The 21115-nt window shown below is 70.2% G+C and carries 21 protein-coding genes; 11 read left to right on the top strand and 10 right to left on the bottom strand.

All coding sequences use genetic code 11. From position 1 onward, the window contains the following. The first annotated feature begins 11 nt into the window (after positions 1-11). Positions 12-971 (top strand): Bug family tripartite tricarboxylate transporter substrate binding protein, encoded by a 960-nt coding sequence (locus JJI54_RS18290; protein ID WP_203074494.1) that lies wholly within the window; start codon positions 12-14, stop codon positions 969-971. Beyond that, positions 968-2347 (top strand): ABC transporter substrate-binding protein, encoded by a 1380-nt coding sequence (locus JJI54_RS18285; RefSeq protein WP_203074493.1) that lies wholly within the window; start codon positions 968-970, stop codon positions 2345-2347. The genes JJI54_RS18290 and JJI54_RS18285 overlap by 4 nt, the downstream gene beginning before the upstream one ends. Here JJI54_RS18285 and urtE read toward each other — a convergent pair. The 5 genes from urtE to urtA are packed head-to-tail and all read right to left on the bottom strand — an operon-like array spanning position 2344 to position 7736. Beyond that, a complete protein-coding gene (gene urtE / locus JJI54_RS18280) occupies positions 2344-3036 on the bottom strand; it encodes an urea ABC transporter ATP-binding subunit UrtE (RefSeq protein ID WP_203074492.1) in 693 nt (230 codons plus the stop codon). The two genes, JJI54_RS18285 and urtE, sit on opposite strands and share 4 nt — an antisense overlap. 3 nt (positions 3037-3039) lie before the next feature. After that, positions 3040-3795, bottom strand: coding sequence for an urea ABC transporter ATP-binding protein UrtD (gene urtD / locus JJI54_RS18275; RefSeq protein WP_203074491.1), 756 nt, complete (start codon positions 3793-3795; stop codon positions 3040-3042). Continuing rightward, entirely contained in the window at positions 3792-4883 is a 1092-nt protein-coding gene (urtC, locus tag JJI54_RS18270; protein WP_203074490.1) for an urea ABC transporter permease subunit UrtC, read from the bottom strand. Before urtC ends, urtD begins: the two co-directional genes overlap by 4 nt. Then, complete coding sequence (urtB, locus tag JJI54_RS18265) at positions 4880-6448, bottom strand: urea ABC transporter permease subunit UrtB (protein ID WP_203074488.1); 1569 nt, start codon at positions 6446-6448, stop codon at positions 4880-4882. The genes urtC and urtB overlap by 4 nt, the downstream gene beginning before the upstream one ends. Positions 6449-6491: 43 nt before the next feature. Beyond that, positions 6492-7736 (bottom strand): urea ABC transporter substrate-binding protein, encoded by a 1245-nt coding sequence (gene urtA, locus JJI54_RS18260; protein WP_203074486.1) that lies wholly within the window; start codon positions 7734-7736, stop codon positions 6492-6494. Between the two features lie 304 nt (positions 7737-8040). On the opposite strand from urtA, the gene JJI54_RS18255 reads away from it, so the two are divergent. Genes JJI54_RS18255 through JJI54_RS18215 form a run of 9 tightly spaced genes read left to right on the top strand, consistent with a single transcriptional unit; the run spans position 8041 to position 14094 of the window. Beyond that, positions 8041-8868, top strand: coding sequence for an urease accessory protein UreD (locus JJI54_RS18255; RefSeq protein WP_203074484.1), 828 nt, complete (start codon positions 8041-8043; stop codon positions 8866-8868). Positions 8869-8923: 55 nt separating this feature from the next. After that, positions 8924-9226 (top strand): urease subunit gamma, encoded by a 303-nt coding sequence (locus JJI54_RS18250; RefSeq protein ID WP_164696075.1) that lies wholly within the window; start codon positions 8924-8926, stop codon positions 9224-9226. Then, positions 9223-9528, top strand: coding sequence for an urease subunit beta (locus tag JJI54_RS18245; RefSeq protein ID WP_203074482.1), 306 nt, complete (start codon positions 9223-9225; stop codon positions 9526-9528). The genes JJI54_RS18250 and JJI54_RS18245 overlap by 4 nt, the downstream gene beginning before the upstream one ends. Further along, positions 9528-11240, top strand: coding sequence for an urease subunit alpha (gene ureC / locus JJI54_RS18240; RefSeq protein ID WP_203074475.1), 1713 nt, complete (start codon positions 9528-9530; stop codon positions 11238-11240). Before JJI54_RS18245 ends, ureC begins: the two co-directional genes overlap by 1 nt. Before the next feature lie 9 nt (positions 11241-11249). Next, on the top strand, positions 11250-11813 hold the full coding sequence (locus JJI54_RS18235; RefSeq protein WP_203074473.1) for an urease accessory protein UreE: 564 nt from the start codon (positions 11250-11252) through the stop codon (positions 11811-11813). Next, a complete protein-coding gene (locus JJI54_RS18230; protein ID WP_226381893.1) occupies positions 11746-12492 on the top strand; it encodes an urease accessory protein UreF in 747 nt (248 codons plus the stop codon). The genes JJI54_RS18235 and JJI54_RS18230 overlap by 68 nt, the downstream gene beginning before the upstream one ends. Next, on the top strand, positions 12489-13115 hold the full coding sequence (ureG, locus tag JJI54_RS18225; RefSeq protein WP_164696071.1) for an urease accessory protein UreG: 627 nt from the start codon (positions 12489-12491) through the stop codon (positions 13113-13115). The genes JJI54_RS18230 and ureG overlap by 4 nt, the downstream gene beginning before the upstream one ends. Then, positions 13115-13672, top strand: coding sequence for a HupE/UreJ family protein (locus JJI54_RS18220; RefSeq protein ID WP_203074472.1), 558 nt, complete (start codon positions 13115-13117; stop codon positions 13670-13672). Before ureG ends, JJI54_RS18220 begins: the two co-directional genes overlap by 1 nt. Beyond that, a complete protein-coding gene (locus JJI54_RS18215; RefSeq protein WP_203074470.1) occupies positions 13669-14094 on the top strand; it encodes a bleomycin resistance protein in 426 nt (141 codons plus the stop codon). The genes JJI54_RS18220 and JJI54_RS18215 overlap by 4 nt, the downstream gene beginning before the upstream one ends. A 164-nt stretch (positions 14095-14258) precedes the next feature. Here JJI54_RS18215 and JJI54_RS18210 read toward each other — a convergent pair whose 3' ends face one another. The 5 genes from JJI54_RS18210 to JJI54_RS18190 all read right to left on the bottom strand — a co-directional run bounded on the left by JJI54_RS18210 (position 14259) and on the right by JJI54_RS18190 (position 21112). Then, positions 14259-15938 (bottom strand): thiamine pyrophosphate-requiring protein, encoded by a 1680-nt coding sequence (locus JJI54_RS18210; protein WP_203074468.1) that lies wholly within the window; start codon positions 15936-15938, stop codon positions 14259-14261. Between the two features lie 18 nt (positions 15939-15956). Further along, positions 15957-16916 (bottom strand): tripartite tricarboxylate transporter substrate binding protein, encoded by a 960-nt coding sequence (locus JJI54_RS18205; RefSeq protein WP_203074466.1) that lies wholly within the window; start codon positions 16914-16916, stop codon positions 15957-15959. Positions 16917-16981: 65 nt separating this feature from the next. Beyond that, positions 16982-18184 (bottom strand): LLM class flavin-dependent oxidoreductase, encoded by a 1203-nt coding sequence (locus JJI54_RS18200; protein WP_203074464.1) that lies wholly within the window; start codon positions 18182-18184, stop codon positions 16982-16984. 112 nt (positions 18185-18296) lie between these two features. After that, complete coding sequence (locus JJI54_RS18195) at positions 18297-19472, bottom strand: BaiN/RdsA family NAD(P)/FAD-dependent oxidoreductase (RefSeq protein ID WP_203074463.1); 1176 nt, start codon at positions 19470-19472, stop codon at positions 18297-18299. Beyond that, a complete protein-coding gene (locus JJI54_RS18190) occupies positions 19469-21112 on the bottom strand; it encodes an NAD(P)/FAD-dependent oxidoreductase (RefSeq protein ID WP_203074462.1) in 1644 nt (547 codons plus the stop codon). The genes JJI54_RS18195 and JJI54_RS18190 overlap by 4 nt, the downstream gene beginning before the upstream one ends. Positions 21113-21115: the final 3 nt, after the last annotated feature.

Here is a 21115-nt window from a genome sequence, read left to right as displayed (position 1 = left end):
ACAAGAACCCCATGCGCCGCGCCTTCACCCGTGCCCTCCTCGCCGCCGCCCTGCTGCTGCCCATGGCGGCGATGGCGCAGCCCTACCCGAACCGCCCCGTGCGCATCGTCGTGCCCTTCCCGCCGGGCGGTGGCACGGATAGCCAGAGCCGCGCCTTCGCCGAAGCCCTGGCCACGCAGCTCGGCCAGCGCGTGATCGTGGACAACCGGCCTGGCGCGGGCGGCAACCTCGGCACCGATGTCGTCGCCAAGGCGCCGGCGGATGGCTACACGCTGCTCACCGGCGGCCCCAACATCATCAACACGCGCTACCTGATCCGCGACACGCCCTATCAGTGGGAGCGGGACCTGGAGCCGCTCGGCATGATGTTCTCCAGCGTCAACGTGCTGGTGGTCCACCCCTCGCTGCCCGTGCGCACGGTGCCGGAATTCATCGCCCATGCGCGCGCCAATCCCGGGCGGCTGAACTTCGCCTCCGCCGGCGCGGGTGGGTCGATCCATCTCTCCGGCGAGATGTTCATGAAGATGACGGGGACGGAGATGGTGCACGTCCCCTATCGCGGCGATGCGCTGGCGCGCGCGGACCTCACGAATGGCGCGGTGCAGGTGATGTTCAACACCATCGCGACCTCCATCGAGCCGATCCGCGCCGGCCATTGGCGCGGCATCGCCACCACCGGCTCCGTCCGCGCCGCGGCGCTGCCGGAACTGCCGACCATCGCGGAATCCGGCCTGCCGGACTACCTGGTGCTGAGCTGGATGGGCCTCTTCGCGCCGAAGGGCGTGCCCGATCCCGTCGTCGCCCGGCTGCGGCAGGCCTTCGACGCTGTCTTCGCGGATGCGACGAACCGGGCGGCCTTCGAACGCCTCGGCGTCGATGTCACGCCGAGTTCGGCGGCTGATCACCTGGCCTTCATGCGGGCGCAGGAAGCGACCTGGGCCCCGATCCTGCGCACCATCGAACCGCAATGACGCTGTTGCGCATCGCGGCGGAGAAGTGCCGCTTCACGCCGCCGCGCCAGGTGACGGACGACACCAGCGTCCTGACCCTGAAGAACCTGGTGCTGGAGCCGTTGATCCGCTGGGATGATGGTGTGCTGCGCCCGGCACTGTTCGGCGCCTGGTCGCATGACGGCACCGCGCGGCGCTGGCGCTTCACCATCCGCCCCGGCGCGCGCTTCCATGACGGCAAGCCCTGCGTCGCGGAGGATGTGGTCCATTTCATCGAGCAGATCTGCAACTCGCTCGACATGTTCGGCATGAAATGGGCCTATTCCCGCTACCTCGCCCATGCCCGCATCACGGCGGAGGCGAGCGACGTGGTGGCGGTGGAGAATCCCACGCCCTTCGCCGACATCCTCGACATCTTCACCGAGTTCTACATCTGCCGCCTGACGCCGGATGGCCGCCCGCTGCTCGGCACGGGGCCCTGGCGCGTGCTGGACCACACGCCGGAACGGGATGCGGTCCTGGAACGCGTCGCCGATCCGCGCGACCGCATCGCCTTCACCGCGATCGCCGATGCCGATGACCGGCTGCTTGCGCTGCGCGAGGGCCACGCTGATGCGGCGATGAACCTGGAGCGGATGCACGCCGCGCCCGATTTCGGCGCGGACCTCGCCTGGGGACGGGCGCTGAACACGCTCTCCGTCATGTACTACCTGAATTGCGCGCAGGGCTTCTTCACCAGCGAGGCCGCGCGGCGCGCGGTGAACATGGCGGTCGACTCCCAGGCCATCATCGACGGGTTGTTCCATGGCCTCGGCCAGCGCTCCGCCACCATCGTGAGCCCGCTGCATCGGGGCATGAAGGCCGCGGCGCTGTCGCCGATCCCGTTCGACCCTGACGGCGCGCGCCGCCTTCTGGACGGCGCTGCGCCCTCCGCGCCACTGGTGATCCGCACGCCGGAGCACATGCCGGAGCGCGCGCGGGAGATCAGCGAGCAGGTGGCCGCGGACCTGGCGGCCATCGGCCTGCCATCCCGCATCGAGGTGCAGAAGGACCGCCCCGAATTCGCGCGGGAGGTCGGGCGGAAGGAGATGGGCGACATGGCCATCTTCGACTCCACGCCCCACAGCACCTACCGCGTGCTGAACGACAAGGTGTCGTCAGCCGTGAAGGGCATCTGGTGGCAGGGCCATGACGACACGGCGCTGGAGGCGATGATCACCGAGGCCAACCACGCCGTCGCGGATGAGGAGCGGGAGACGGCCTATGGCCGTTGCCTCGCGCGCCTGCAGGCGAACCCGCCCTGGCTCTACCTGTTCCATCCCATCGAGGTCTTCGCCCATCGCCCCGGCCTCACCGGCATCACGCTGGATGGCAAGGGCGTGCTGGGCATCGCCTAGACTGTCAGCAGCTTCCGCACCGCGGCCTCGTCCAGCGTGCCGGCGGGGCCGGACAGCGCGACCTCGCCGCGGACCATGACGGCGATGTTGTCGGCCAGCTCGCGGGCGAAGTCGTAGTACTGCTCCACCAGGATCACAGCCATGCCGCGGTCCCGCGCCAGATGGTGGATGACGCGGGCGATGTCCTTGATGACGGAGGGCTGGATGCCCTCCGTTGGCTCATCGAGGATCAGCAGCCGCGGCCGCGCACACAGCGCGCGGCCGATCGCCAGCTGCTGCTGCTGGCCGCCCGAGAGGTCGCCGCCGCGCCGGCGCAGGAACTGCCGCAGGATGGGGAAGAGGTCGAAGATCTCGGCGCTGACGCCCGAACCGCGCGGGGCGGCGGCCAGCGCCGTCTCCAGATTCTCCTGCACCGTCAGGAAGGGAAAGATCTCGCGCCCTTGCGGGACGTAGCCGATGCCGGCGCGCGCGCGCTCCGCGGGGCCGAGGCGCGTCACGTCCCGACCCTCCCAGGTGATGGTGCCGGCGCGCACCTTCTCCAGCCCCATGATGGCGCGGAGCAGGGAGGATTTGCCGACTCCGTTGCGCCCCAGCACCGCGGTGACCTTGCCGGGTTCCGCCACCAAGGAGACGCCGCGCAGGCAGAGGCTGGCGCCGTAGGAGAGGTCGATCGAGGCGACGTTCAGCATCCCTCAGCGCCCCAGATAGACTTCGATGACGCGCTGGTCGTTCTGCACATGGTCGATGGAGCCTTCCGACAGCACGCTACCCTCATGCAGAACCGTCACGCGGCGGCCGAGCGCGCGAACGAATTCGAGGTCGTGTTCGACGACGACGACGCTGCGCTTGCCGGCGATGCGGACCAGCAGCGCGGCGGTATGTTCCGTCTCGGCATCCGTCATGCCGGCCACGGGTTCGTCCACCAGCAGCAGCTCCGGGTCCTGCATCAGCAGCATCCCGATCTCCAGCCATTGCCGCTGGCCATGGCTCAGGATGCCGGCGGCGTCGTTGCTGCGTTCCTGCAGCCCCGTCTCCTCCAGCGCCTGCTCGATCCGCGACTTCGCCTCACCCGTCAGGGCCCAGCGCAGGCAGGCCAGCGGTCCGCGCGGCGCCTTCAGCGCGAGCTCCATGTTCTCGAACACCGTCAGCGCATCGAAGACGGTGGGCTTCTGGAACTTGCGCCCGATGCCGAGATTGGCGATGGCGGCCTCGTCCAGCCTGGTCAGGTCGATGTCGCCGAAATTGACGGTGCCGGCGGTGGGCCGCGTCTTGCCGGTGATGACGTCCATCATCGTCGTCTTGCCCGCGCCGTTCGGGCCGATGACGGAGCGCAACTCCCCGGGCTCGACGATCAGGGAGAGATTGTTGAGCGCCCGGAAGCCGTCGAAGACGACCGAGACGCCGTCGAGGTAGAGCCTGCGGCCCCCCTTTACTGGACCATCGGTCATGCGCCGCGCCCCTTCAGCAGGCCGATCAGCCCCTTGGGCAGGAACAGCGTGACCAGCACGAACAGCCCGCCCAGCACGAACAGCCAGAGGTCCGGCGCCGCGCTGGTCAGCCAGGTCTTGAGGCCGTTGACCGTGAAGGCGCCGAGGATGGCGCCGACCAGCGTACCGCGCCCGCCGACCGCGACCCAGATCACCGCCTCGATCGAATTGGCCGGGCTGAACTCGCCGGGGTTGATGATGCCGACCTGCGGCACGTAGAGCGCGCCCGCCACGCCCGCCAGCATGGCCGACAGCACGAAGGCGAAGAGCTTGTGGTGCGTGGTGTTGTAGCCGAGGAAGCGCACCCGGTTCTCCCCATCCCGGATCGCCGTCAGCACGCGGCCATACTTGCTGGCGGTGATGCGGGAGCAGAGCAGGAAGGCGCCCGCGAGCGCGATGAGGGAGGCGTAGAACAGCGCTGATCGCGCCGTGCTGGTGTTCAGCGGCTGGCCCAGCAGCTCCTTGAAGTCGGTGAAGCCGTTATTGCCGCCGAAGCCCATGTCGTTGCGGAAGAAGGCCAGCATCAGCGCATAGGTCATGGCCTGGGTGATGATGGAGAGATAGACGCCGGTGATCCGGCTGCGGAAGGCGAGCCAGCCCAGCACCAGCGCCAGCACGCCCGGCACCATCACCACCATCAGCATGGCGAAGGCGAAATTGTCGAAGCCCAGCCAGTACCAGGGCAGTTCCCGGTAGCCGAGGAACACCATGAAGTCCGGCAGCACCGGGTGGCCATAGACGCCCCGCGGGCCGATCAGGCGCATCAGGTGCATGCCCATGGCATAGCCGCCCAGCGCGAAGAAGGCGCCATGGCCGAGCGAGAGGATGCCCGCATAGCCCCAGGCCAGGTCCAGCGACAGCGCCAGGATGGCGTAGCAGATCCACTTGCCCGTGACGCTGACGAGGAAGTCGGAGACATGCAGCGGGTGCGTCTCCGGCAGCTGGTTCAGCACGGGCATGGCCGCCAGCAGCAGCAGCGCCACCAGCAGGGCGGTGCGCAGGCCGAGCCGCGCCCGGCTGGCGGGCAGGGGAGAGGTCGTGGCGCTCATGCTTCCGCGGCCCGTCCCTTTTGCGCGAACAGGCCGCGCGGCCGCCGCTGGATGAAGATCATGGCGGCGATCAGCACGAAGACCTTCGCCAGCACGGCGCCGGCCCAGGGTTCCAGGATCTTGTTGACCAGGCCGAGGCCGAAGGCGCCGACCAGCGTGCCCGCCAGCGAGCCCACGCCGCCGAACACCACCACCAGAAAGCTGTCGATGATGTAGCCGGTGCCGAGGTTGGGGGAGACGTTGTCGATCTGGCTGAGCGCCACGCCCGCGATGCCGGCGATGCCGGAGCCGAAGGCGAAGGTCAGCGCATCCACGCGGCCCGTGCGGATGCCCATGGAGGAGGCGATGGCGCGCTTCTGCGTCACGGCCCGCATCTCCAGCCCGAAGCGGGTGAAGCGGATGGCGGCGACGGTCAGCGCCAGCACGATGAGGGAGAAGGCCAGGATCCAGAGGCGGTTCTGCGTGACCGGGATGTCGAAGGGCAGCAGCAGCGTGCCCTGCATCCAGGACGGGCTCAGCACTTCCCGGTTCTGCGCGCCGAAGACCAGGCGCACGGATTGCTGGATCATCATGCCGACGCCGAAGGTCATCAGCAGCGTCTCCAGCGGCCGGCCGTAGAGGTGGCGGATCAGCCCGCGCTCCATCGCGGCACCACACAGCGCCGCCACGAGGAAGGCGGCCGGGACCGAAAGCGGCAGCGACCAGGGCAGCAGCCAGGGGATGCCGCGGCAGGCTTCCTGCACGATGAAGGTCGTGTAGGCGCCGAGCATGACGAATTCCCCATGCGCCATGTTGATCACGCCCATCACGCCGAAGGTGACGGCAAGCCCCAGCGCCGCCAGCAGCAGCACGGAGCCGAGCGAGAGGCCCTGGAAGAAGGTCTCCGCCGCGCGGCGGATGGCGAGGCGCCGGTCGATCGCGGCGACCGCGGCTTCGATCTGCGGCAGGATCTCAGGGTTGTTCGCGCGGGCCTCCAGCAGGATGGCGCGCGCCTCGGGGTTGGAGGAGGCGCCGAGCGCCTCCACGCCCAGCAGCTTCGCCGCCGGATCGGCGGCGAGCAGGCGGGAGGCGGCGAGTGCCAGGCTCATGCGGTCCCGGATGCGGGGCACGGTCTCCCGCGCCAGCGCGGCATCCAGCAGGGGCACGTTGTCGGCGCTGCGGGTGCGGAACACGGCCTCGGCCGCGGCCAGCCGCTCCGCCGGATCGGGCGAGACGATCTGCAGCCGGCCGAGCGCCCCGCGCAGCGCGACGCGGACGCGGTTGTTGATGCGCAGCACCTCGGTGCCCGCGGCTTCCGCGGGGCTGCCGGTCACGGCATCCACCAGCGCGCTGCCGTCACGGATGACGAGGCTGTTGTCGGCGCGCTTCAGCAGCCGGCCATCGCCCAGCGCGCGCAGCACGGGTATGGCGCGGGGATCGGCCAGCGCACCCAGGCGTTCCACCGCCTCCGCCTGCGCGTTGAAATTGCCGGCGAGCCCTGGAAGGGCCGCCACGAAGGCATCCTGCGCCCGTGCCGGCAGCGCGGCGGCGAGCAGCAGCAGGAAGGCGAGGAGGGTCTTCTTCATGAAGGAGGTGGGGGCGGCCCGAAGGCCACCCCCTTGTTCCTGCTCAGCCGCGGCGGCGGTTCGCGTTCTCGGGGATGAAGGGGCTCCAGTTCTCGGCCACGATCGGGCCGGGCGTCTTCCAGACGATGTTGAACTGGCCGTCCGCCTGCACCTCGCCGATCATGACGGGCTTGGAGAGGTGGTGGTTGCGGTGCATCTCCAGCGTGTAGCCGCAGGGCGCGTCCACCTTCTGGCCGTACATCGCGGTGCGCACGGCATCGACATTGGTCGTGCCCGCCTGCGCCACGGCCTGCGCCCACATCTGGAAGCCGACCAGCGTCGCTTCCATCGGGTCGTTCACCACGCGGCGCGGGTTCTTGATGTAGGCCTGCCACATCGTCTTGAACGCCGTGTTGGCGGGGCTGTCCACGGACATGAAGTAGTTCCACGCGGCCAGGTGGCCGACCAGCGGGCGCGTGTCGATGCCGGCCAGCTCTTCCTCACCGACCGAGAAGGCGACCGAGGGGATGTCTTCCGCCTTGATGCCCTGGTTGCCGAGCTCGCGGTAGAAGGGGACGTTCGCGTCGCCGTTGATGGTGGAGACGATGGCGGTCTTCTTGCCCTCGCCCGCGAAGCGCTTCACGCGGCTGACGATGCCCTGCCAGTCGCTGTGCCCGAAGGGGGTGTATTCCTCCAGGATATCGGCATCGGGGATGCCCTTGGAGTTCAGGAAGGCGCGCAGGATGCGGTTGGTCGTGCGCGGATAGACGTAGTCCGTGCCCAGCAGCGCGATGCGGCGGGCGCTGCCGCCATCGGCGGACATCAGGTATTCGACGGCCGGGATCGCCTGCTGGTTTGGGGCGGCGCCGGTGTAGAAGATGTTCCGGCTCTCTTCCTCGCCCTCATACTGCACGGGGTAGAAGAGGAGGCCGTTCAGCTCCTCGAACACCGGCAGGACGGATTTGCGGGACACCGAGGTCCAGCAGCCGAAGGTGACATCGACGCGGGAGACGGCGAGCAGCTCGCGCGCCTTCTCGGCGAAGAGCGGCCAGTTGGAGGCGGGGTCCACCACCACCGGCTCCAGCCGCCGGCCGAGGATGCCGCCCTTGGCGTTCTGCGCTTCCACCATCATCAGCACGGTGTCGCGCAGCGCGGTCTCGCTGATCGCCATGGTGCCGGAGAGGGAGTGCAGCACGCCGACGCGGATCGGCGCGGCCTGGGCGAAGGACGGGCGGATGGAAGGCGCCGCGATGGCGGCGCCGAAGGTGGCAAGCGCGGCGCGCCGGGTGATCGGCATGCGATGGTTCATCTGAACGGGCCTCCTCAGGCATCGGGTCGTGGCGGATGGGGATGGACCGCTCCGGCCCCCTGATCCCGCCCGTGGATCGCAGTTGCGAGATGCGTGCCAGCCCGTCTGCATACGATCGGATGGCGGCAATCCTCGCTTTCTCGATTCCGGTACCGCTCCCGCCGCCCAAGAATCGGGCGATCATTGCCCGAAGGCCGGTTTCGGCGCTGTGCTTCTGTGCAAGCTGTCCTTCCGGTCACGTTCCGACCGCCGCGCGGCGGCAGGGCTGTTTGCAGCGCCGTCGTCGCGTGCAAGGCTGCGCGCGATGCTCACCGACGCGCCGCCGGCGCCTTCCCATCAGCGCTCCCGCGGGCGCGCCGAACTTGGCCTGGTCGCCGCGCCGGGCGGCGCGCGCATCGCGCATCTCTTCCAATCCTCGCCGCTGCGCATCCTCTTCCCGGACAGCGATCCGGCGGAGCCGAAGCAGGCGGCGCTGGTCAATGTCGCGGGCGGGCTGGCGGGCGGCGATTCGCTGGAGGTCGCGATCGATCTCGGCCCGCGCGCGCGCTTCACGGCGACCACGCCGGCGGCGGAGAAGATCTACCGGACGCTGGGGCCGGAGACGATGATCGCCTCGACCTTGCGGCTCGAGAGTGGAAGCGTCTGCGAATGGCTGCCGCAGGAGACGATCCTGTTCGACGGCGCCCGCCTGTCGCGCCGCATGGCGGTGGAGCTGGCGCCCGATGCCACGCTGCTGGCGGCCGAGATGCTGGTGCTGGGCCGCGCCGCGCGGGGCGAGCGTTTCACCCAGGGCGCGCTGCAGGATCGCTGGCGCATCCGGCGGGATGGCCGGCTGCTCTGGGCCGATGGCTTCCGCCTGGCCGATCCGGGTGCCGCCGCCGCCCGCTTCGTGCTGGATGGCGCGGGCGCCGTCGCGACGCTGCTGCTGGCCGCGCCGGAGGCCGCCGCGCATCGCGACGGGCTGCGGGACCTGGCGGAGGGCCGCGCCGGCCTGGTCGCGCCCGGGCTGCTGCTGGCCCGCTGGATGGGGGAGGCCGGGGCGGTCCGTGCCGGCGTGGCGCGGGCGCTGGTGGCGCTGCGCGCGGCCGCGCTGGGCCTGCCCCCCCGCCTGCCAAGACTCTGGCGCACATGAACCGGCTTGCGCCATGCTTGGCGCCCCCATGCTTGGGTACGATACGAGGTGACGCATGAACCTGACGCCGCGTGAGAAGGACAAGCTGCTGGTGGCCATGGCGGCCCAGGTGGCACGCCGGCGCCTGGAGCGCGGCGTGAAGCTCAATCACCCGGAGGCGGTGGCGCTGATCACCGACTATGTCGTGGAAGGCGCGCGGGACGGGCGCAGCGTGGCGGACCTCATGCGCGACGGCGCCACGGTGATCACGCGCGACCAGGTGATGGAGGGCATTGCCGAGATGATCCATGAGATCCAGGTGGAAGCGACCTTCCCGGACGGCACCAAGCTCGTCACCGTGCACGAGCCCATCCGATGATCCCCGGAGAACTCTTCCCCGCCGAGGGCGAGATCGAATTGAACGTCGGCCGTCCCACCACGGAGATCGAGGTCGCCAATACCGGCGACCGTCCGATCCAGGTCGGCAGCCACTATCATTTCGCGGAAACCAACCCCGCGCTGCGCTTCGACCGCGCGGCCGCGCGCGGCCAGCGGCTCGACATTCCCGCCGGCACGGCGGTGCGGTTCGAGCCGGGGCAGGCGCGCAGCGTGAAGCTGGTGCCCTACAGCGGCGCCCGCATCGTGCACGGCTTCCGCGGCGAGACGGAGGGCAAGCTCTGATGGCCGCGAGACTCTCCCGCCGCGCCTATGCCGGCATGTATGGCCCGACCACGGGCGACCGCCTGCGGCTTGCCGATACCGACCTCATCATCGAGGTGGAGCGCGACCTCACCACCTATGGCGAGGAGGTGAAGTTCGGCGGCGGCAAGGTGATCCGCGACGGCATGGGCCAGTCCCAGGTCACGCGCGCGGCCGGCGCCGTCGATACCGTCATCACCAATGCGCTGATCGTGGACCACACCGGAATCTACAAGGCCGATGTGGGGCTCAAGGACGGGCTGATCCACAGCATCGGCAAGGCGGGCAACCCGGATACGCAGCCCGGTGTCACCATCATCATCGGCCCCGGCACGGAAGTGCTGGCGGGCGAGGGGCGCATCCTGACGGCGGGCGGCATCGACCCCCACATCCACTTCATCTGCCCGCAGCAGATCGAGGAGGCGCTGACCTCCGGCGTCACCACCATGTTCGGCGGCGGCACCGGCCCCGCCCATGGCACGCTGGCCACCACCGTCACGCCCGGGCCCTGGCACATGCAGCGCATGCTGCAGGCGGCCGAGGCCTTTCCGATGAATCTCGGCTTCCTGGGCAAGGGCAACGTCTCCCTCCCCGCGGGGCTGGAGGAGCAGGCGCTGGCGGGCGCCGCCGGCTTCAAGCTGCATGAGGATTGGGGCACGACGCCGAAGGCGATCGATACCTGCCTCGCCATCGCGGACAAGTACGACATCCAGGTCGCGATCCACACGGATACGCTGAACGAGAGCGGCTTCGTGGAGGACACCATCGCCGCCATCGCGGGGCGCACCATCCAGGCCTTCCACACGGAGGGCGCGGGCGGCGGGCATGCGCCGGACATCCTCAAGGTGGTGGGGCACCCGAATTTCCTGCCCTCCTCCACCAATCCGACGATGCCCTATACGCGGAACACGGTGGACGAGCATCTCGACATGCTCATGGTCTGCCATCACCTCGACCCGCGGATCCCGGAGGACGTGGCCTTCGCGGAGTCCCGCATCCGCAAGGAGACGATCGCGGCCGAGGACATCCTGCACGACCTCGGCGCCATCTCCATGATGTCCTCCGACAGCCAGGCGATGGGGCGTGTGGGCGAGGTGATCATCCGCACCTGGCAGACCGCGCACAAGATGAAGGCGCAGCGCGGCCGCCTGGCCGGGGAGAGCGGGGACAACGACAATCTCCGCGTCCGCCGCTACATCGCGAAGTACACGATCAACCCGGCCATCGCGCAGGGCATCGCGACCCATGTCGGCAGCGTGGAGGTCGGCAAGCTCGCGGACCTCGTGCTGTGGTCGCCGGCCTTCTTCGGCGTGAAGCCCGACTATGTGCTGAAATGCGGCACCATCGCGATGGCGCCAATGGGCGATCCCAACGCCTCCATCCCGACGCCGCAGCCGATCCACTACCGGCCGATGTTCGGCGCCTATGGCCGCGCCAACACGCTGTCCTCCGTCACCTTCGTCTCCGGCGCCTCGATCGAGGCGGGGATCGCGGAGCGCTACGGCCTGTCCCGCAAGCTGCTGCCCGTCGCGAATACCCGTGGCGGCATCAGCAAGAAGGACATGGTGCTGAACGGCCACCTGCCGCGGATCGAGGTCGATGCTGAGACCTATGAGGTCCGCGCCGATGGCGAATTGCTGGTCTGCGAGCCTGCCACCGTGCTGCCCATGGCGCAGCGCTACTTCCTGTTCTGAGAGAGCTTGATGCCCAATACCACCCCGCCCCGCGCGCTGGCCGTCCATGCCGCCGGCACCTGGCCGGAAGCCGAGCAGCGCGATGCCGTGCATGTCGACTTCGATGATCGCTACCGCCGCCGCAAGATGTACCTGACGGAGGGCGGCGGCTCCTTCCTGCTCGACCTGGCCGAGGCCACCGTCATGCGCGATGGCGACGGGCTCGAGCTCGAACATGGCGGCTTCATCCGCGTGAAGGCGGCGGCGGAGGACCTGGTGGAGGTCACGGCGCCAAGTCCCGCGTTGCTGCTGCGCCTGGCGTGGCACCTCGGCAACCGGCACCTGCCGACGCAACTCGCCGGCGACACCATCCTGATCCGGCACGACCACGTCATCATCCGCATGCTGGAGGGCCTGGGCGCCACGCTGCGGAAGGTGCGCGCACCCTTCAACCCGGAAGGCGGCGCCTATGGCGAGCACAACCGCCTGCCGGCGCATCCCCATGGCCATGGCCATGGTCACGGGCATGACCACGACCATGATCATCACCACGACCATGAGCACGGGCCCGACTGCCATCACCACGGGCACTGATCCCGCCGCCCTCGCGCGGCTGCTCGCCTGGCTGTCGCCGGCCTATCCGATCGGCGCCTTCTCCTACAGCCATGGGCTGGAGATGGCGGTGGAGGATGGCGCGGTGACGAAGCGCGAGCACCTCGTCGCCTATGTCGAGGCGGCGCTCTCGCACGGCGCGGGCGCAGTGGATGGCGGGCTGCTGGCGCTGGCCTGGCGGGCCGCCGCGGCTGGCGACGACGCGATGCTCGATGAGCTCACGGACCTCGCCGCCAGCTGGCGCGGCACGGCGGAACTGGCGCTGGAGGCGATGCAGCCCGGCCAAGCCTTCGCGCTGGCGACCAATGCGGCCTGGCCGGAGCCGCGCTTCGCGGCCTATGCCGCGCGCAATCCGGGGCGCCTGACCCATGCCGTCGCCTTCGGCGCGGCGGCGGCCTTCCACGGCATTTCGCTGCGCGACGCCGTCTTCGGCTGGCTCACGGGTTTCGCCACCAACATCGTCTCCGCCGGCGTGCGCGTCGTGCCGCTCGGCCAGACGGATGGGCAGGTGGCGACCGCCGCGCTGCTGCCGATCGTGCTGCGTGCCACCGAGGCCGCGCTGGCCGTCACCGATCCCGATGACCTCGGCGCCGCGGCCATCGCCATCGATCTCTTCTCCCTGCGTCACGAGACGCAATACACGAGGCTTTTCCGCTCATGAGTAACGGACCCTTCCGTGTCGGCATCGGCGGCCCCGTCGGTTCCGGCAAGACGGCGCTGGTCGATCGCCTGTGCAAGTACATGCGCGACCACAACGACATCGCCGCCATCACCAACGACATCTACACCAAGGAGGACAGCGAGTTCCTGACGCGGAGCGGCGCGCTGGACCCCGACCGCATCATGGGCGTCGAGACCGGCGGCTGCCCGCACACCGCGATCCGGGAGGATGCCTCCATCAACCTCGCCGCCGTGGCGGAGATGTCGGCGCGGCATCCGACGCTGGAGGTGCTGTTCATCGAAAGCGGCGGCGACAACCTGGCCGCGACCTTCAGCCCGGAACTCGCGGACCTCACCATCTACGTCATCGATGTCTCCGCCGGCGACAAGATCCCCCGCAAGGGCGGGCCGGGCATCACCCGCAGCGACCTGCTGGTGATCAACAAGATCGACCTGGCGCCGCTGGTCGGCGCGGACCTCGGCGTGATGGACCGCGACGCGAAGAAGATGCGCGGCGCGCGGCCTTTCATGTTCACCAACCTCAAGGAGAACAAGGGCGTGGCAGAGATCGCAGCCTTCATCCTGGCCGCTGGCGGCCTGACCCGGCGCGGGGAGGCCGCGTGATGCGCCGCTTCCTGATGCTCGCGGCGCTGCTGGCGCCGGCCCCGGCCTTCGCGCATGGCGCGGGCGATCATGTCCATGGCGTCGTCGCGGGGCTGATGCACCCGATCGGCGGGCTGGACCATGTGCTGGCCATGGTGGCGGTCGGCCTCTGGGCCGGGCTGATGGGCGGCCGCGCACTGCTGGCGCTGCCGGCTTCCTTCCTGGGCGGCATGGCGATCGGCGGCGCGCTCGGCATGGCCGGCACGGGGCTGCCGATGGTGGAGGGCGGGATCCTCGCCTCCGTCATCATCCTCGGCGCGCTGGTCGCCGCCTCCGCCCGCCTGTCGCTCGGACTCGCGCTGCCGGTCGTCGCCGCCTTCGGGCTGCTGCATGGCAATGCGCATGGGCTGGAACTGGCCGAGGGCAGCGGCGCGCTGGGCTATGCGGCGGGCTTCCTGCTGGCCACCGCGGCGCTGCATGGCGCGGGCGCGCTGGCTGCGCTGCGGCTTGCCGCGACGCCGGTCCGCATCGCGGGTGGCGCCATGGCGGCGGCGATGGTGCTGGCCATCCTGGTGTGACCTTCGCCTACGCGAAGCTCGTCCCGGAACTGCTGGTCTCCGACCTGGAGGCCAGCCTCCGCTTCTGGGGCGGGCTTTGTGGCTTTGCCGTCGCCTATGACCGGCCGGAGGATGGCTTCGCCTACCTCCACCGGGACGGCGTGCAGGTGATGCTGGAGGAAGCCTTCCGGCCTGGCCGCCGCTGGATCACCGGCAAGCTGGAACGCCCCTTCGGCCGGGGCATCAACCTGCAGATCGAGCTGCCCGCCATCGCGCCCCTGCTGGCGGCGCTTCAGGCGGCGTCCTGGCCGCTCTACCTGGCGCCGGAGGAGAAGTGGTACCGCGCCGGGGAGCGGGAGTCCGGCGTGCGGCAGTTCATCGTGCAGGACCCTGATGGCTACCTGCTGCGCTTCCAGGAATCGCTCGGGATGCGACCCGCTTAGGTCACTACTATGACTTTAGCCGATTATGCCGATTAGGGTCGTTTAGCACCGTTTTTCGCACCTTCCTCCGTGCCGGCCCGGCGGGGCACAAGACGCAGCTCGGGCGCTTGATGGTGAGAACGTAACAGAAACGCCGGCCGGATGCCAGTGCTTCCCGCTGCCGCTCAGTAGCGGCAGACCACGTTGACCAGGGCCTGGCGCTTCTCCTGCGTCACCACCGCGATGGCACGACGCAGCGCGGCCGGCAGTTCGGCCGGGTCCGTCACCCGCTCCCCATGCCCGCCGCTGGCCTCGGCCAGCTTCTCGAAGGCGGGCGAGGGGGAGAGGTCGGCCAGCAGCTCGCCCCCCGTCTTTGCCGCGGCGCCGTCCCGGTACATGGCCAGCGTCGAATTCCGGACCGCGCCATACATCGCGTTGTTGAAGACGACGACGAGGACGGGCAGCTGATGCGCCTCCGCCACCCAGTGGCAGGCGGTGGGGTTGTTGAAGACATAGGCGCCGTCGCCGAGCGTCGCGACGATCAGCTTCTCCGGCGCCGCCAGCTTGGCGCCGAGTGCCGCGCCGAAGCCCCAGCCGAGGCCGCCCGCCGTGCTCTGGCCGTAGAAGGTGCCGTGGCGGGTGCGGGGGCAATGGGTCTGGCGCAGCGGGTATTCGTTCACCACCACGGCTTCGGCCGGCAGGGCCTCCGCCAGGCAGTGGCTGATCCATTCCGGCGTGATGGGGCCGTCGGGCGGCGCGGCCACGGCCTGCGCCCAGGCGGCGCGCTGGCGGGCGGAGCGCTCGGCCAGGGCGGCGGCGCGGCTGGCCACGGCCTCGGCCGACAGCAGCGGATCGAGGGCTGCCGACAGGCCGCGCAGCGCCGTCGCGACATCGCCGGTGATGGCGAGGTCCGTCGGGAAGCTGCGCATGGGATAGCGGGCGAAGAGCGGATCCTCGCCGAGATGGATGACGCGGCTGCCCTCCGGCGGGCCCTGGAGATGGGGGATCCAGGGCACGTCGGTGTCGATCACCAGCACGCAATCGGCGTCATCGAGCAGCGGGCTCGGCTCATAGCCCTGGTGCATCGGGTGGTCGGCGGGGAAGTTCACGAAGCGGGGCGTGAAGCTGATGACGGGCAGGGCGAAGCGCGTGGCCAGATCGACCAGCGCATCGAAGCCCGCCCGCGTGCGCCCGGCGGCGGAGGTGATGACGAGGGGGCGCTGCGCCGCCGCCAGCATCCGCGCGGCCTCCGCCAGCGCGGCGGGGTCGGGGAGGGGCGGCGCGGCCGGGGGCGGGGGTTCGGCCACGCGCGCCTTGCCGGCGGGGGCGGCCAGCGTGTCCCGCGGCAGGGTCGCGTAGACGGGGCCGCGGGGGGAGGCCATGGCGATGCCGAGCGCGCGGCGCACGAGGTCCGCCGCCTGGTCGGGCTGGCGCAGCTCGCCATCCCATTTCACGGCCTCCCGCACCATGCCGGCCTGGTCGAACATCTCCTGCGCCCAATGGATGTTGCGGGTGCGGGCGCCGTGGCGGCCATGTTCCGAATAGGGCGTGCGGCCGGCGAGCACGAAGACGGGCGTGTGGTCGCGGTTGGCGTTGAGGATGCCGTTCACGGTGTTCGCGGTGCCGACATTGACGTGCACCATCACGGCCTGCGGGCGGCCGGTCATCATGTAGGCGCCATGCGCCATGGCGACCGCGGCATTCTCATGCGGCACGGTCATCGGCCGCGGCAGGCGATGGTTGGTGCCGTCGTGACGGGCATAGGCCTCCACGATCGGCGGGAAGTCGGTACCGCCATTGGCGAAGAGGTAGTCGACGCCGGAGGCGCCGAGCTGGCGGAGGAAGATCTCGGCCGCGCTTTCCATGATTCGGTTCACCCCAATTCAGTTCACGGTAGCGCCGGAGAGGGCGATCGCCTCCCGCATGATGGGGGTGAGGCGCTGCATGGAGGCGGCCATCTCCGCCGGCGTGCTGCAGAGCGGATCGGCGCCGATGCGGAGCAGGGAACGGCGGACCCCGTCATCGGCGCAGGCCTGGCGCATGGCGCCGGCGATGCGGTCCCGGATCGCAACGGGCAGGCCGGCGGGGCCGGCCAGGCCGTTCCAGGTGGTCACCTCGAAGCCCGGCCAGCCCTGTTCGGCGACGGTCGGCACATCCGGCAGGATGGCGCTGCGGGTGGCGCCGGTGACGGCGAGGAGGCGAATCATCCCGGCATCCCGCGCCGCGGTCATGTCCAGCGCATTGCCGAGATGCACCTGGATGCGCCCGCCCATCATGTCCTGCATGGCGAGCGGCCCGCTGCGATAGGGCACGTGTTCCATCTGCAGGCCGAGGCGCTGGAGCAGCACCTCCATGCCGAGATGGCTGAGGCCGCCGGTGCCGCCGGAGGCGTATTGCAGCTGGCCCGGACGCGCCGCGACCATGTCCCGGAAGGCGGGCAGGGTCGTGGGGCCCATGCCGGTGGCGACGGCCAGGACAAGCGGATTGCCGGCGGTCATGGAGATGGGCGTGAAATCGCGCTGCGGATCGAAGGTCAGGCGCTGCATCAGCGGCAGCACCACCAGGTGGGACGCGCTGGCGCCGAGCAGCGTGTAGCCATCGGCCGGGCTGCGCAGCACCGCCTCCATCCCGATCGCGCCATTGCCGCCGGGGCGGTTATCCGCCACCACCGGCACGCCGAGCTGCTTCGACAGCCATTCCGCCCCGATCCGCCCGACGCTGTCGCTGATGCCGCCGGCGCCGAAGGGGATGATCAGGCGGATCGGCCTGTCGGGCCAGGATTGCGCCCGGGCGGCGAGGGGCAGCAGCAGCAGGGCCAGCAGAAGGAGGAGGCGGCGTGGCATGCGGGCGCGGTCTCCGGCTTGGGTGCTGGTATCCTAGGATGCCGTTTCCGCGCGGGGGAAGGGGGCTACGGCACCTTGAGGTCCCGCGCGCCGGAGGCCCGCGCATCGAAGCTTTCCGGCACCGCGCTGCCATGGTCGGTGAAGGCCTTGCGCAGCGCCTCCACATTCGGGCTGAAGATCGTCTTGCGGTTGGCGACGGCCCATTCGTAGGAGCCGCGCACCGTCTCCAGCGATTGCTGGAAGCGGGGCATGACCCAGCGCGCGAAGAGTTCGTAGCTGCGCCAGGTCTGTTCGCGGTTCGCCCAGTCATTGGCGCGGAACATGAAGCCGCCGAAGCCGCCATCGCTGGCTTCCACGAGTTTCTCGATGCCGCGCGCCACCGTCTCCGGCGATCCGACGAGGGTGGTGCCGGCCTTCACGCCATCGGTCAGCGGATCCTGGGACCGGCCGGGCGGGCGGCCCAGCGCATCCTCGAAATAGGTGGCGGTTTCCAGGCGTTCGCCGATCTTCACATCGGCCATGGCCTGCTCGTCCGTCTCCGCGACATGGACATTCATCACCAGGCGCCAGTCGCGGCGGCTGATGGTCTTGCCGGCGGCGGCGGCGGCTTCCTCCGCGATCTTCCACTGGCCGGGCAGCGCGGCGGGGCCGCCGGGCATGCCGGCGCCGAGCGAGAGGATGCCGACGCCATGCTTGCCCGCGGTGGCGGGGCCGGCGGGCGTCAGGGTGCTGGCGACCGCGATCGGGAAATGCGGGTCGGAATAGGGGCGGAGGTGGAGGCGCGCCTCCTTCATCTCGAACCAGTCGGTCTTGCGCGTCACGGGGCCGTCGCAGGCGAGCAGCGCCATGATGGCTTCCAGCGCCTCATCCATCCGGCGGCGCTGGGTCGTCGCATCGATGCCGAGCATATAGGCGTCGGAGACCAGCGCGCCCGGCCCGCAGCCCAGCATGGCGCGGCCCCTCGTCATGTGGTCCAGCTGCACGAAGCGCTGCGCGACCAGGAAGGGATGATGGTAGGGCAGGGAGGTGACGCCGGAGCCGAGCCGGATGTGCTTCGTGCGTTCGGCGGCGGCGGCGATGATGAGCTCGGGGGAGGCGATGGTCTCCCACCCCGCGGAATGATGCTCCCCGATCCAGGCCTCGTCGAAGCCGAGGCGGTCCAGCCATTCCAGCATTTCGATGTCGCGGGAGATGGCGAGGGTCGGGTTGTCGCCGAGGCGATGGAAGGGGGCCAGGAAGATCCCGAACTGCATGCCGCGCTTGGCCATGGTGCCGTTCCCCGAATGTGTTGGGGGAAGCTTCGGATGGTTTACCCGTGCTGCCAAGCAGTGTGGCGCCGACCCCCACCCCAACCCTCCCCCGCAAGCGCGGGGGAGGGAGTTAGGCGGCTTCGCCGGCGGCCCAGCCGCTCGACCAGGCCCATTGGAAATTGTAGCCGCCGAGCCAGCCGGTGACGTCCACGGCCTCGCCGATGAAGAACAGGCCGGGCACCGTCTTCGCCATCATGGTCTGGGAGGAGAGGGCTTCGGTATCGACGCCGCCGAGCGTGACCTCGGCCTTGGCGTAGCCCTCCGTCCCGCTGGGCTTGAGCACCCAGGCCTTCAACATTGCGCCCAGCTTGCGGAGGTCGCCATCGCCGATCTCGCCGATGGTGCGGGGGGGGAGGTGGAGCGCGGCGAGCGCGGCGGCGAGGCGGGCGGGGAGGAGATCGCCGAGGATCGTCTTCGCCTCCGCCTTCGGCCGCGCGCGCTTGCCGGCGAGCAGCGCGGCGGTGGCGTCGCGGTCGGGCGTGAGGTCCAGCGTGAGGGGCTGGCCTTCGCGCCAATAGGAGGAGGCCTGGAGGATCGCCGGGCCGGAGAGGCCGCGATGGGTGAAGAGCATCGCCTCCCGGAACGCCGCCTTGCCCGCCTTGGCGACGCTGTCCAGCGCCAGGCCGGAGAGCGGGCGCATGAGGTCCAGCATCGCATCGCCGAAGGTGAGCGGCACCAGGGCGGGGCGGATCTCCGTCAGCGGCAGGCCGAACTGCATCGCCAAATCATGCGCGAAGCCGGTGGCGCCCATCTTGGGGATGGAGAGGCTGCCGGTGGCGACCACCAGGCTGTCGGCGGTGAAGGGGCCGCCGCTCGTTTCGATGCGGAAGGCGGTGTCCTTCGTGATGCCGGTGATGCGGGTGTGGCAGCGGAGATCGACGCCGGCGGCCTCGCATTCCTGCACCAGCATGGCGACGATCTGCCGCGCGGAGCCGTCGCAGAAGAGTTGCCCGAGCGTCTTCTCGTGGAAGGCGATGCGGTGCTTTTGCACAAGCTGGAGAAAGTCGTGCTGGGTGTAGCGGGCGAGCGCGGAGCGCGCGAAGTGGCGGTTCTGCGAGAGGAAGCGGTCCGGCACGCAGCCGGTATTGGTGAAGTTGCAGCGCCCGCCGCCGGAGATCAGGATCTTCTTGCCCGGCTCCTCCGCATGGTCCAGCAGGACCACGCGCCGCCCGCGCTGCCCCGCGCGCATCGCGGCGAAGAGGCCCGCGGCGCCGGCGCCGAGCACGACGACATCGAAGTGGTTCACGCCGCGGCCGCCAATCCAGCCATGTCGCGGCCCACGGCCTCCGCCACGCGGATGCCGTCCACGCCGGCGGAGAAGATGCCGCCAGCATAGCCGGCGCCCTCGCCGGCCGGATAGAGGCCGAGGGTGTTGATGCTGCGCATCGTGGCGTCGCGCCGGATGCGGATGGGGGAGGAGGTGCGCGTCTCCACGCCCGTCATCACCGCATCCTCCAAATCGAAGCCCTTGATGGTGCGGCCGAAGGCGGGAAGCGCCTCCCGGATCGCGGCCACGACGAAATCGGGCAGGCAGAGGGAGAGGTCGGTCGGCGTGACGCCGGGCTTGTAGCTGGGCACCACCGCGCCGAGCGAGGTGGAGGCGCGGCCCGCCAGGAAATCGCCGACGCGCTGGCCGGGCGCGGCATAGGTGCCGCCGCCGGCGACGAAGGCGCGTTCCTCCCAGTGCCGCTGGAAGTCGATGCCGGCAAGGGGATGGCCGGGATAGTCCACCTCCGGCGTGATGCCGACGACGATGCCGGCATTGGCGTTCCGCTCGGCGCGCGAATACTGGCTCATGCCGTTGGTCACGACGCGGCCGGGTTCGCTGGTGGCGGCGACGACGGTGCCGCCGGGGCACATGCAGAAGGAATAGACGGAGCGGCCATTCCCGCAGTGGTGGACCAGCTTGTAGTCGGCCGCGCCCAGGATCGGGTTGCCCGCGAAATCACCGAAGCGCGCGCGGTCGATGATGGATTGCGGATGCTCGATCCGCACCCCGATGGAGAAGGGCTTCGGCTCCACGAACACACCCGCGGCGTGAATCCGCGAAAATGTGTCGCGGGCGGAGTGGCCGATGGCGAGGACGACGTGGTCGGTCTCGATCGTGTCGCCGGCCTCCGTCACCACGCCGCGCATGCGGCGCTGGCCGTCGCGGCCGGTCTCCACGATGAAGTCCACGACCTTGGTGCCGAAGCGGTATTCGCCGCCCAGCGCCTCGATCTTCGCGCGCAGGCTTTCGACCATCGTCACCAGGCGGAAGGTGCCGATATGCGGCTTGGCGACGAAGAGGATTTCCTCGGGCGCGCCGGCGGCGACGAATTCGGTCAGGACCTTGCGGCCGAGATGCTGGGGGTCCTTGATGCCGGACCAGAGCTTGCCGTCGGAGAAGGTGCCGGCGCCGCCCTCCCCGAACTGCACGTTGCTCTCGGGCGTCAGCACGCCGCGGCGCCACAAGGCCCAGGTATCCTTGGTGCGTTCGCGCACCACCTTGCCGCGGTCGAGGATGATCGGGCGAAAGCCCATCTCCGCCAGGATCAGCGCTGCGAACAATCCGCAGGGGCCGGTGCCGATGACGACGGGGCGCTTCGGCAGGCTGGCGGGGGCGCGGGCGACGGGACGGTAGCTGGTATCGGGCGTGGGGCCGAGGGTGCGGCCCAGCACCGGGTGGCTCGCGAAGCGGCGCAGCAGCGCGGCCTCGTCCGCCACCTCGAAGTCGATGGAATAGACAAGCTCGATCGCCGACCGCTTGCGCGCATCCCAGGCCCGGCGCGCGACGGAGAAGGCGCGCAGCGCCCCCCCCTTCAGGCCGAGCTTCTCGCGCAGGGCTGCCTCGATCGCCCCTTCCGGGTGGTTCAGCGGCAGCTTCAGTTCGGTCAGGCGGAGCATGGG

This window comes from Falsiroseomonas ponticola, assembly GCF_016805305.1.
Lineage (GTDB): Bacteria > Pseudomonadota > Alphaproteobacteria > Acetobacterales > Acetobacteraceae > Falsiroseomonas > Falsiroseomonas ponticola.
This window is presented reverse-complemented; position numbering and strand designations above follow the sequence as displayed.